The organism is Bradyrhizobium sp. WSM3983 (genome assembly GCF_000473045.1).
Lineage (GTDB): Bacteria > Pseudomonadota > Alphaproteobacteria > Rhizobiales > Xanthobacteraceae > Bradyrhizobium.
In genome coordinates this window covers 1-11,642 of record NZ_AXAY01000061.1, presented here as the reverse complement: position 1 = coordinate 11,642, position 11,642 = coordinate 1, and the positions used below count along the sequence as shown (strand labels likewise).

General features: G+C 64.4%; 11 protein-coding genes and 2 pseudogenes. 7 read left to right on the top strand and 6 right to left on the bottom strand.

Annotated features, from left to right (window positions below):
* Positions 1-143 (top strand): annotated as a pseudogene (locus tag YUA_RS52230) (IS701 family transposase); the annotation flags it as partial.
* 241 nt (positions 144-384) lie between these two features.
* On the opposite strand, the gene YUA_RS0140350 reads toward YUA_RS52230, so the two are convergent.
* Entirely contained in the window at positions 385-3,876 is a 3,492-nt protein-coding gene (locus YUA_RS0140350; RefSeq protein ID WP_027535714.1) for an indolepyruvate ferredoxin oxidoreductase family protein, read from the bottom strand.
* Positions 3,877-4,157: 281 nt separating this feature from the next.
* Between YUA_RS0140350 and YUA_RS0140345 the strand changes: the two genes are divergently transcribed.
* A complete protein-coding gene (locus YUA_RS0140345; protein ID WP_027535713.1) occupies positions 4,158-5,369 on the top strand; it encodes a cytochrome c in 1,212 nt (403 codons plus the stop codon).
* A gap of 7 nt (positions 5,370-5,376) precedes the next feature.
* On the opposite strand, the gene YUA_RS0140340 is transcribed toward YUA_RS0140345, so the two are convergent.
* On the bottom strand, positions 5,377-6,021 hold the full coding sequence (locus tag YUA_RS0140340) for a trimeric intracellular cation channel family protein (protein WP_027535712.1): 645 nt from the start codon (positions 6,019-6,021) through the stop codon (positions 5,377-5,379).
* Positions 6,022-6,184: 163 nt separating this feature from the next.
* Between YUA_RS0140340 and YUA_RS0140335 the strand changes: the two genes are divergently transcribed.
* Complete coding sequence (locus YUA_RS0140335; RefSeq protein WP_027535711.1) at positions 6,185-6,610, top strand: hypothetical protein; 426 nt, start codon at positions 6,185-6,187, stop codon at positions 6,608-6,610.
* A gap of 159 nt (positions 6,611-6,769) precedes the next feature.
* Here the strand turns inward: YUA_RS0140335 and YUA_RS0140330 are convergent, their stop codons facing one another.
* The 3 genes from YUA_RS0140330 to YUA_RS0140320 all read right to left on the bottom strand — a co-directional run bounded on the left by YUA_RS0140330 (position 6,770) and on the right by YUA_RS0140320 (position 8,335).
* A complete protein-coding gene (locus YUA_RS0140330) occupies positions 6,770-7,579 on the bottom strand; it encodes an oxaloacetate decarboxylase (RefSeq protein ID WP_027535710.1) in 810 nt (269 codons plus the stop codon).
* 71 nt (positions 7,580-7,650) lie between these two features.
* Positions 7,651-8,001 carry an antibiotic biosynthesis monooxygenase gene (locus YUA_RS0140325; protein ID WP_027535709.1) on the bottom strand — a complete coding sequence of 117 codons (351 nt, stop codon included), beginning with the start codon at positions 7,999-8,001 and terminating at the stop codon, positions 7,651-7,653.
* Positions 8,002-8,026: 25 nt separating this feature from the next.
* A complete protein-coding gene (locus tag YUA_RS0140320) occupies positions 8,027-8,335 on the bottom strand; it encodes an NIPSNAP family protein (RefSeq protein WP_027535708.1) in 309 nt (102 codons plus the stop codon).
* A 149-nt stretch (positions 8,336-8,484) separates the two neighbouring features.
* On the opposite strand from YUA_RS0140320, the gene YUA_RS0140315 reads away from it, so the two are divergent.
* From YUA_RS0140315 to YUA_RS0140305, 3 genes are all read left to right on the top strand, one after another.
* Positions 8,485-9,183 (top strand): winged helix-turn-helix domain-containing protein, encoded by a 699-nt coding sequence (locus YUA_RS0140315; RefSeq protein WP_027535707.1) that lies wholly within the window; start codon positions 8,485-8,487, stop codon positions 9,181-9,183.
* Between the two features lie 121 nt (positions 9,184-9,304).
* Positions 9,305-10,315 (top strand): alpha/beta fold hydrolase, encoded by a 1,011-nt coding sequence (locus YUA_RS0140310; protein WP_027535706.1) that lies wholly within the window; start codon positions 9,305-9,307, stop codon positions 10,313-10,315.
* 220 nt (positions 10,316-10,535) lie between these two features.
* On the top strand, positions 10,536-10,781 hold the full coding sequence (locus YUA_RS0140305) for a GCG_CRPN prefix-to-repeats domain-containing protein (RefSeq protein ID WP_027535705.1): 246 nt from the start codon (positions 10,536-10,538) through the stop codon (positions 10,779-10,781).
* Between the two features lie 123 nt (positions 10,782-10,904).
* On the opposite strand, the gene YUA_RS0140300 is transcribed toward YUA_RS0140305, so the two are convergent.
* Positions 10,905-11,222, bottom strand: a complete 318-nt coding sequence (locus YUA_RS0140300; RefSeq protein WP_027535704.1) for a twin-arginine translocation signal domain-containing protein — start codon at positions 11,220-11,222, stop codon at positions 10,905-10,907.
* A 240-nt stretch (positions 11,223-11,462) separates the two neighbouring features.
* On the opposite strand from YUA_RS0140300, the pseudogene YUA_RS0140295 reads away from it, so the two are divergent.
* A pseudogene (locus YUA_RS0140295) lies at positions 11,463-11,642 on the top strand (IS701 family transposase); the annotation flags it as partial.

The window sequence follows — 11,642 nt, the reverse complement described above, 5'->3', positions numbered from 1 at the left end:
CAACCCTGTGCATCGCAGCCTATGGCTTTCTGATCGCCGAGCAGGCGACGATTCCCCCCTCAGGACCACGTTCCGCCCCGTCAGTCCCGGTACCTCGCTTACCCGACGATTATCGACCGAGAGGCTCCGCCCACGCGGCCTGAACGCCACGTCCCGAACTCGATCGCAACCATGCGCGCCCGATTGATCCGCATGCTCATTAAAACCTTGCCGCGATGTCCATGCTGTGGCATCGGCGCAGCATCCAATGGACGACGACGCCCATGACGCAGTAAGATTAGCCGAAGGCGTAACCCACCTCTTTGGTTTCCAGGTGGAGGCAGAAGAGGTGGGTTACGCTATCGCTAACCCACCCTACAAGACTACGTTCGAGACGAAGCTTCTCTACTCCGCGGCGATCTGCCTTGGCGCTGGCGGCGGGCTCGCCAGATCGGCTGCGAGCTGGGCGTAGCGGGCCTTGGCGTCCGCGACGGCCTTCTCCTTCACTGGGCCGTAGCCGCGGATGCGATCGGGCAGCGACAGGAGTTCGACCGCGGTGTCGATCGTGAGCGGCGACAGCAGGCCGAGCACGGTGGCGACGTCCTTCTCGTAGCCCACGATCAGGTCGCGCTCGAGCTTACGGTCGGCGCTGCGGCCGAAGATGTCGAAGGGCGTGCCGCGCAGGAATTTGAATTTTGCCAGCAAGCCGAACACATTCAGCATCCACGGCCCGAAGGCGCGCTTCTTCGGGCGGCCGAGCGCATCGACACCGCTCGCCAAAATCGGCGGGGCGAGGTTGAAGCTGAACTTGTAGTCACCCTCGAACTGGTCGCGGAGCTGTTGCGCGAAGGCGCCGTCCGTGAAGAGGCGCGCGACCTCGTACTCGTCCTTGTAGGCGAGCAGTTTTGCGTAATTGATCGCGACCGCACGCGGCAACGCATCGCTGTAGCCGCCCTTGACCGCGGCCTCGCGGACCTGGTCGACCAGCCCGCGATAGCGTTTTGCCAGGCGGCCGTTCTGGTAGGCGATGAGATGCTTGGCACGGTGCTCGATGACCTCGTCGAGCGTCATCGCGTCCAGCGTCTTCGGCGCAACAACCTCGTCCGTCCCCTTCAACATATCGGCGAGGCGCGCGGGATCCGCGACCGCAAGGCGGCCGAGGCGGAAGGCTTCCTTGTTCATCTTGATCGCGACGCCGTTGACCTCGATCGCCTGCTCGATCGACTCCGCCGACAGCGGAAACAGTCCCTTCTGATAGGCATAGCCCATCATCATCATGTTGGTGGCGATGCTGTCGCCGAGCAGCTGCTCGGCTGGCTTGGTGAAGTCGAAGAACACGGAGTCCTTGTGCAGCGCGGTCTCCAGCAACCCATTCAGCTTGCGGGTCTGGAAGTTGAAGTCGCGGTTAAGGACAAAGTCGGCGGTCGGAATGACGTGGCTGTTGATGATGCCGTGGGTGCGGCTGCTGTCGCAGAGCGAGATCGTATCCTTGGCGACGGCGACCACCTCGTCGGCGGCAAGCACGACGTCCGCCGTGCCGGTGACGATGCGCGAGCACGTGACTTCGGCCGGATGATCGGACAGGCGCACGTGGCTGAGCACCGCGCCACCCTTCTGCGCCAGGCCCGACATGTCGAGGATCATCGAGGCCTTGCCTTCGATATGCGCGGCCATGCCGAGCAGCGCCCCGATGGTGAGCACGCCGGTGCCGCCGACGCCGCCGACCGCGATGTTGTAGGGCTTGTCCAGCGCCGGACGCGAGGCCGGCTCCGGCAGCGCGCCGATGTCAGCAAGCTCCGCCGGCGCACGATGGCGCGGCGCGCCGCCGTCGATGGTGACGAAGGACGGGCAGAAGCCTTTCAGGCAGGAATAGTCCTTGTTGCAGGACGACTGGTTGATGGCGCGCTTGCGGCCGAACTCGGTCTCCAGCGGCTCGACCGAGATGCAGTTCGACTGCACCGAGCAGTCGCCGCAGCCTTCGCAGACCGCCGGATTGATCATGACGCGGCGCGCTGGATCCTCCAGCAGGCCGCGCTTGCGGCGCCGGCGCTTCTCGGCGGCGCAGGTTTGCACGAACACGATCGCCGATGTGCCCTTGTACTCCCTGCACATCTTCATGACGTTATCGAGCTCGTCGCGATGATACAGCTTCACCCCGGGCGCGATGGTGTCGGCCGGATAGGCGTCGGGCGCCTCCGAGACCAGATAGATCTCGCGGATGCCTTCGGCGTGGAGCTGGAAGGTGATTTGCTGCGGCGAGAGGTCGCCGTCATGACGCTGGCCGCCGGTCATGGCGACCGCGTCGTTGTAGAGGATCTTGTAGGTGATGTTGGTCTTGGACGCCACCGCCTGGCGGATGGCGAGAAGGCCAGAGTGGAAATAAGTGCCGTCGCCGAGGTTCGCAAAAATGTGGTTCTCGTTGGTGAAGGGCGCGATGCCGACCCACGGCACGCCCTCGCCGCCCATATGCGTAAAGGTCTCGGTGGAGCGGTCCATCCACAGCGCCATGAAGTGGCAGCCGATGCCGGCGAGCGCGCGGCTGCCTTCTGGGACCTTCGTCGATGTGTTGTGGGGGCAGCCGGAGCAGAAGTAAGGAGTGCGGGAGACAGGCGCTATGGCCTGCATTTGCGTGGCCTGGCGGCCGTTGAACCAGTCGGCCTTGGCGCGGAGCATCTCCGCGATCTCGGGGTTGAGATTAAGTCGAAGCAAACGCTCGGTGAGCGATGTCGCGAGCGAGGCGACGCTGAGCTCGGCGGCAAAGGTCAGGAAGCGCTTGTCGTGCTCGTCCATCTTGCCGACGATGCGCGGGCGGACGTCGTCGCGCCAGTTGAACAGCTCCTGCTTGACCTGGTTCTCGACGATCTCGCGCCGTTCCTCGACGATGAAGATCTCTTCGAGGCCGACCGCAAACTGCCGCACGCCCTCCGGCTCCAGCGGCCAGGGCATGCCGATCTTGTAGAGGCGAAGCCCGATCTTGGCGGCCACCTGTTCGGTGATGCCGAGCTCGCGCAGCGCCTGGCGGACGTCCTCGTAGCTCTTGCCGGAGGCCATGATGCCGAAGCGGGCATTCGGGCTATCCATGGTGACGCGGTTGACCTTGTTGGCGCGCGCAAAGGCGATCGCGGCAAAGCCCTTGTAGTCCTGCAGGCGGCGATCCTGCTCAAAACGGTCGTCGGGCCAGCGCAGATTGAGCCCACCGGGCGGCAGCTCGAAATCAGGGGGGATGATGAAGGGCTTCATCTCGTCGGTCAGGTCGATCTCGGCGGTGGTCTCCACCGTCTCCGTGATCACCTTCATGCCGACCCAGCAGCCCGAATAGCGCGACATCGCGATGCCGAGCAGGCCCATCTCGATCATCTCGTGGATGCTCGAGGGATAGAGATACGGCATCAGCGCCGAGATGAAAGCGTGGTCGGACTGATGCGGAACGGTCGAGGATTTTGCGCCGTGGTCGTCACCGGCCAGACACAGCACGCCGCCGTTCTTGGCGGAGCCGGCGGCATTGCCGTGGCGGAAGACGTCGCCGCAGCGGTCGACGCCGGGGCCCTTGCCGTACCAGATGCCGACGACGCCGTCATATTTGGCGCCGGGCGAGAGGTTGAGCTGCTGCGAGCCCCAGACGGCAGTCGCCGCCAGGTCCTCGTTCACGCCGGGCTGGAACTTGATGTTGTACTGCTCGAGATGCTTGCGCGCCGCGAAGAGCTGCTGGTCATAGCCGCCGAGCGGCGAGCCGCGATAGCCAGAGATGAAGCCCGCGGTGTTCAGCCCCGCGGCGCGGTCGCGGCGAATCTGGGCCATGGGCAAGCGCACCAGCGCCTGGATGCCCGTCGTGAAAATATGGCCGGTGTCCTGGGTGTATTTTTGATCGAGACTGATCGGACCCTGGTTGATGCCCATGTTGTCCTCTTTGCCGCCCTGCTCAGGTCTTGCTCATTAAGCCGTTGCCTACCCATCGTTTTTAGCTAGGGCGCCCCGACCACCTCTGCCACTCTATGTCGGATATTTAACGCGGCGCATCACAAATCTGGGCCTTCTGCGACGACGGGAAAAAAACGCAATTTCGTGGCCGGAAAGGCATTGGCGATTTTCACTTTGTGTCACCATACCCCGCTGTCGCGAAACGACGTGACGCCGTTATGATCCGGGCACCGACGATTGGTCGCAGGAGAAGGCTTTCGATGCGGACGATTCTGGCTGTTTGGCTCTTGTGCAGTGCGGTTGCGAGCGCAGCCGTCGCCGCCGAGCCGTCGCCCGAGCTGATCGCCTATGGCAAGTCGCTGGTCGAGGCCGGCAACTGTGCGGGCTGCCACACCGCCGATCAAGCAAAGCCGTTCGCAGGGGGCAAGCGCATCGACACGCCCTTCGGCGCGATCTATGCGCCGAACCTGACGCCGGACCGCGAAACCGGGATCGGCGCCTGGCTAGATGCCGATTTCACCCGTGCCGTGCGTACTGGCACCGCGCCGGACGGCTCGCTTTACTACCCGGCCTTCCCCTACCCCTACTTCACTCACATGACCAAGGACGATACGCTCGCGATCCGCGCCTATCTCGGCACGCTCGCGCCGGTCGTCAGCCGCAACAAGCCGCCGGAGCTGCGCTGGCCGTTCGGTCATCGCGGCCTGATGCGGGCCTGGAATTTTCTGTTCTTCACGCCCGGCCTGTTCGAGCCGGACCAGAGCAAGAGCGCGGCGTGGAATAGGGGCGGCTATCTCGTCACCGGGCTCGGCCATTGCGGCGCCTGCCACACACCGAAGAACTATTTCGGCGCCGACAAAACCGCGCAGGCGCTGTCCGGCAGCGAGCTCGGCGGCTGGTACGCGCCGCGCCTCGATGGCGCCGCGCGCACAGGATTGCAATCGTGGAGCGCGGACGACATCACCGAATATCTGCAGAGCGGCCGCAACGCCAAGAGCCATGCCGACGGTCCGATGGCCGAGGTGATCGTCAATTCGACCTCGAAAATGAGCGATGCCGATGTGCGCGCGATAGCGGAGTACCTGAAGAGCCTGCCGCCGGCGCGTCGCGAGACCATCGTGACACCGCCCGATGAGGCCGAGATGAAAGCGGGCCAGGCGATCTACGCAAAATTCTGCGTCGCCTGCCATGAAGCCGACGGCTCCGGCGCGCCGCGCATCTATCCGCCATTGCCGGCGAACGCGCTGCTGCAATCGATCAACCCGTCCTCGACCTTGCGCATCATCCTCGACGGCGCCCATACCGTGACGACGCCGCGGGCGCCGAACACCGGCGAGATGCCGCCCTATGCCAAGCAATTGTCCGACGACGAGATCGCGGCAGTGACGAACTACATCCGCAACTCCTGGGGCAACGCCGGTCCGCTGGTGACGCCGGCGCAGGTGGCGAAGGCGCGCGGACAGGAGCCGTAGCTGAGGGCTACTTTTCCTCATCTCCCGTGAACACGAATTTCGGCATCTCCCATTTGTAGCGCACCGCGAGCAGGCGCAGGCTGATGCCGAGGACGAAGGTCAGGACGGTCCAGAGTTCGGCGTTGATGTTCAACCCGAACGCCGTGGCATAGAACAGGCCGGTCACCACCGAGACCGTGGCATAGAGCTCCGAGCGGAACAGCAGCGGCACGTCGTTACAGAGCACGTCGCGCAACACGCCGCCGGCGCAGCCCGTCACCATTCCGGAGACGATGACGATCGGCAACGTGGCATCCATCTGCCAGGCAATGTCGCAGCCTGTCATGGTGAAAACGACAAGGCCGATGGCATCGAGCACGATGAAGGCGAGCTTCAGCCGGTGCACGAGGCGGGCGAACAGGATGGTAAGGAAGGCGGCGCCGCCTGCGAGCGCGAGATAGATCGGGTTTTGCACCCAGGCCAGTGGATAGTGCCCGAGGAACAGATCGCGCAGCGTGCCGCCACCGAGCGCAGTGATACAGCCGAGGAAGCAGACCCCGAGCCAATCCATGCTGCGTCGGCCGGCAGCGAGCGCGGCGGTCATGCCCTGCGCGGCCACCGCGACCAGGGAGAGAAAATGCAGCACGCTATCGCTCGGCGGAAGACTCCACATCGCCGCGTTCCCTCTTTCCTCGGTGGAACCATCGCGAGGTTCCCAAATGAACAGGTTCCCGATTCCTGGCGTGAGGGCAACATCCGACGAAAGCATAACGTAGGCGGAACAGAATCTCGCATCCACGGGTTGTCAGGGCGCAATCAACGAGGAGACCCAATCGATGGCTGACGACCGTTTTCCCAACGATCCGTACCGCCCGAACCTCGCCGACGATGAGTACCTTCGCGCGGCGCGTCGGGATTCCGACCTTCAGGCCGATCCCGAACTGGGCGAAGGCCCCGCCTCCAGCGGGAGGATCGCGCTGTTCGCGGTGGCTGTCGCCCTGGTGCTGGGTGCCGTATTCTATGGCTTGAACAACACCGGTACGGGCAACCAGGCGAGCAATACGCCTGCTAGCCAGACCGCGCAGCAGACGCAACCTGCCAACCCGGCCGCACCTCCCGGCATGCGTGACGTGACCCCGCGCAACAACGCCGCGCCCGGCGTGACCACGGGCGCTGCGCCGAGCAAACCGGCCGCTCCGGCGGATACGCCTGCGGCAAAGCCGGCGCCGGATACGCAGACGCCGTCTGACGGCGCGAAGTAAAGCCACGAGTGTCATCGCCCGGCTTGACCGGGCGATCCAGTACTCCGAGACGGCAGTGACTTATCGATAGCCCTCGGCGTACTGGATGCCCCGCCTTCGCGGAGCATGACACCGAGCGGACGCGACAGCGGCGGGACGATGAGTCCCGCCGCTTTTCGTTCAGCTGAACATCTTGTTGAGCTCGCCGCCGGGATACCCGCTGGCAAGCTCGCCGAATGTCCCCTTCTCCGCCATCTCCTTCGCCGCGCGCATGAAGCCGCCCCAGGCGGCCCGCGCAAGCGAGCCGCCGACGCTGATCCGGCGTACGCCGAGATCTTCGGCTTCCTTCAACGACAGCCCGGAGCCGCCGATCAGCAGGTTGAACGGCTTTGGATGCACCGCCTTCACCACCGCGGCGATGTCCTCGCGCGTCTTCAGGCCCGGCGCGTAAAGGCAGTCGGCGCCGGCGTCCGCATAAGCGGTGAGCCGGTCGATGACGAGCTTGAGGTCGGCGACGCCCCAGAGGAATGCCTCGCAGCGGCCGACCAACAGCGTACCGCTGTCGCCGATCGCCTTGCGCGAGGCCTCGATGCGCTCGACCGCGAGCGCGCGCTCGTAGATCGGCTTGTCCTTGTCGCCGGTGGAATCCTCGATCGAGAGCCCGGCAACGCCGGTGCGCACGCCGCGCTCGACATTTTCGGCAACCTTGTCCGGCTCGACCGCGAAGCCGCCCTCGAAATCCGCATTCACGGGGATGTCGACGGAAGAGCTGAGTGCTGCCAGATGCTGACAGACATCCTCGACGGTGACGCGGTTGTCGGCCTTGCCGATGGTCCAGGCGAAACCGGCGCTCGATGACGCGATCGCCTTGAAGCCGAGATGCTGCAACGCCTTGGCGCTGCCGACATCGACCGGATTGGGCAGGATGAAGCATCCGCTCTCGTGCATCTTCCTGAACGTCGCGCGCTTGTCAGCAGTTGTCACATGCATGTTTCTCTCCCTTGTTGGCCGCGCAGAGATAGGCACGCGTTTAGGGCAGCGCCAGAGCGCACCCGAACTCGCTAGAGCGCGTCGTGCACCGCGCGGCTGTCCTTCGGCGCCTGCTCGCGATCGTTCATGCCGTAGTCGCGGATAACGCTCGCGATGCGCAGATGATAATCGGCAAAAATCTGCGCCCTGCCCTTGGCCTGCGTACGGCGGTGCTCCATCGTGTTGCGCCAGGCTGCGACGGCCGCCTCATCCCGCCAGAATGACAGCGACAGGACCTTGCCCTTCTCGGTCAGGCTTTCGAACCGCTCGACCGAGATGAAACCGTCGATGGTTTGCAGGATCGGCTTCAGATCGGCCGCGAGGTCGAAATAGTCCTGGCGATGTTCCGGCTTGGGCCAGACCTCGAAGATCACGGCGATCATAGGCGTCTCCTCAATCGTTGATGGCCTACACTACCACCTTGCGCAGGAAGGTGCGCTCTTCGGCGAGGATGAATTTGTTGTCCTCGGCGAAATGGAAGGTCGCCATCCCTTCGGCATCCTGCCGCAGCCGCGCACGATAGGCCTCATAGGCGGCGAGACTCTCGAACGTGATCAGCGCGAACGCGATGTTGTTGGTGCCTTCATGCGGCATGAAATAACCGATGAGATCGCCACCGCATTTCGGAATGATGGTGAGCCAGCGCTTCGAATACTCCTCGAACTGCGCGCGCTTGAAGGGGTCGAGCTGGTAGCGGATGAAGACGGTGACGGGCATGAGAGGCTCCCTGATTTTCCATTGCGAGAAGCGCGAGCGACACCGTCGCCGCTGAAGCATCTGGATTGCTTCGCTTCGCTCGCAATGACGTGTTTGCAGCAACACGCTACGCGCTTGCCCGACCACAATGCTTCGGTTATCATCGAAGCATGAAATCAGGACCCGACATCGCCATGGTCGCTTCGCTGGTCGGCGACCCCGCCCGCGCCAACATGCTCACGGCGCTGATGAACGGCCGTGCGCTCACGGCAAGCGAGCTCGCGCAGGAGGCCGGCATCACGCCGCAAACCGCGAGCTCGCATCTCGCCAAGCTCGAGGCCGGCGGGCTGGTCGAGCCGGAGAAGCAGGGCCGCCATCGCTACTATCGCCTCACCGACGACGACGTCGCCGGCGTGCTCGAAGGCCTCGCCGGCCTTGCCGCGCGCACCGGCCACATGCGCGTGCGCACCGGGCCGAAGGATCCGGCGCTGCGGCGCGCACGGATCTGCTACGACCACCTCGCCGGCGATCTCGGCGTGCAGATGCTCGATTCCTTGCGCGCACGAAACCTGGTCAGGCAGAAGAAGCAGGAGATCGAGCTGACTGCGGAAGGCGAGCGCTTCCTCGCCAGGCATCTGCAGATCTCGCCTGACATGCTCAGCCATCCGCGCCGCCCGGTGTGCAAGGCCTGCCTCGACTGGAGCGAGCGGCGCCACCACCTCGCCGGCACGCTCGGCGCCGCGATGATGCAGCGCTTTGCCGAGTTGAAATGGGCCGCGCGCGACGCCACCCCCGGCAGCCGCGTGGTGAATTTCACCCGCACCGGCGAGAAGCAGTTTGCGGCGCTGTTCGGGAATGGCAAGGACTGATCACGCGAGATGCCTGACGGCACACAATCGCGTGTGAATTTCTATGCTCGTCGCGGCCGGGCTTGACCCGGCCATCCACGCGCTTATGCGAACGGTCGTCCCGTGACCGTTAGAGACCCCCATGAACCGCATCCTCCCGGCCGCCGTCGCCGCCGCTCTCCTCGCTGCCCCGTTCACCACCGCCCGCGCCGCCGACACGCCGCAACGCGAGCCCTACGGCATCGCGCTCGAAGGCTTTGCCTATCCCTATCCCGTGGAGCTGTTGCCGGTCGTCAACGACGGCGAGCAGCTCAGCATGGCCTATATGGACGTCGCGCCGGCGCAGCCGAACGGCCGCACCGTGGTGCTGCTGCACGGGCGTAACTTTCCGTCGAGCTACTGGGCGCCTGTCATCAAGATGCTCAACGACGCCGGCTATCGCGTCGTGGTGCCGGACCAGATTGGCTTCGGCAAATCGTCGAAGCCGACTGGCGAATTGCATTTCGACACGCTGGCGCGCAACACCATCGCGCTGCTCGATCATCTCAAGATCGACAAGGCAGATATCGTCGCGCATTCGCTCGGCGGCATGCTGGGCGTGCGCATCGCGCGTGCCTATCCTGATCGGGTCGCCCATCTCGTGCTGACCGCGCCGATCGGGCTGGAAGACTACCGCCTGTACGTGCCGCCGACGCCGACCGAGAAGATCATCGAGACCGAGAACAAGCTCACCGCCGACAGCTATCGCAAGCAGCTCCAGACCAATTACGCGATCAAGCTGCCGCCTGAGGCGATCACACCGTTCATCGACGCCCGCTTCAACATCAAGGGCAGCCCCGATTATCCGCGCTGGCTGCGCGCTTTCGTCTCATCCGGCCAGATGATCTATCGCGAGCCGGTCGCGCATGAGATTGCGCTCATCACCGAGCCGACGCTGTTCATCATGGGCGCCGATGACCACAACGCGCCGGGCCGGCCCAATGCGCCGGAGGCGCTGCGGCCCATGATGGGGCAGAACGCCGAGCTCGCAAAAGCGTTCGCGGCGAAGATGCCGAATGCGCGGGCTGAAGTCGTTCCGGACACCGGTCACCTCGTCTTCCTGGAGGCGCCGGACAGATACAAGGAGCTGCTGCTGGGCTTTCTCGGCCGCTAGCGCCATCCGTGTCGCCTGAAGCTGCACGCAGAAAATATTCATGCCGCATTCAGGTCATGATTGGCAGATTTGGATCGCGCCGTGCCGACATGTCGCAAAAATTAACATGTCGAATCGTATCTTTTGATTCATTCTTGCGCCGCAGGCGCCAAGTCCCCTAAAGCCCACCCCAAGAACTTGCCCCCAAGAACTTGCCCCCAAGGACGAGAAGGAAGACCAAATGAAATATCTGTTCGCCGCCGTGATGCTCGCCAGCGCGGTCGTTGGTTTCAGCGAGGCGGCCAGCGCCGCCGGTGGCTGCGGCCCCGGTTGGTACCGTGGCCCCTACGGTGGCTGCCGTCCGATGGGCCGCGCGGTCGTCGTGGCCCCCGCCCCGGTCGTTGTCGCTCCGCCGGTTGTTGTCGTGCGTCCGCGCGTGTGCCCCTACGGCTTCCGCTGGTACGCCGGCCGCTGCCGTCCGTTCTAATCGTTTACCCTTGCGAAATGGCCGCGCGGCGAAAGCCAGCGCGGCCATTTTCGTTTGAGAGACCTGACGCCAGCCAAAACGGGGATCGCAACCGCGATCCCCTTTTTCAGTCCAGGCGCGCCGTTACCAGTGACGCCAGTGGCGGCGATGCCAGCGGCGGCGCCAGCCCCAGTGACGGTGGCGCCAGCCCCAATGACGGTGATGCCAGCCCCAGTGGCGGTGGTGCCAATGGCCGTGGCCATGCCACCGCACCTGCTCGGGCTTGAGCTGCGCCGCCTCCTCGCTGCTGGTGACGGCGGGATGTGCGTCCGGATTGCCTTGCGGCATAGCGACATTGCCGAGCGGCTGTGGCGCCAGCGGCGCGGCCTGCGCAGCGGCAGCGAATGCGGCAGCTCCCGCCGCGACACCAAACGCAAGTTTCAAAAAGTTCCGGCGCTCCATGACACGTCCTCTGGTCCATCGATCAAGTGATGCAGAGGAAGTGTCGCGGCGGCTACATGAACTGCCGCTGAATCGCACATTCAGGTTCGTTGCAGGGAGCGCGTTATGTCCAACGCCTCCATCCGCCGAAGCAGACGTTGGTGGATTACGCCTTCGGCTAATCTTACTGAGTCATTCGGCCGCGGTGGGCGGAGAATCAAATATTTGAGGAGATTCAATATTTGGCATGCGGAGGGCCAGATGGATCTCAATCAGGGTGAAAGCAGCGGGGCACGGTTTGCGGCCTATGTAGCTGGGCTTGGAAGTGTGATCGGTCAGGCAGTGCGGATGAGGCCGCTGCGTGACTATTGCACCGGCTTGATATTGCCGGGCGAACGTAAGAGCGTCGAGCCGATGGCTGCGCGGACGGCTCCGGCGCGG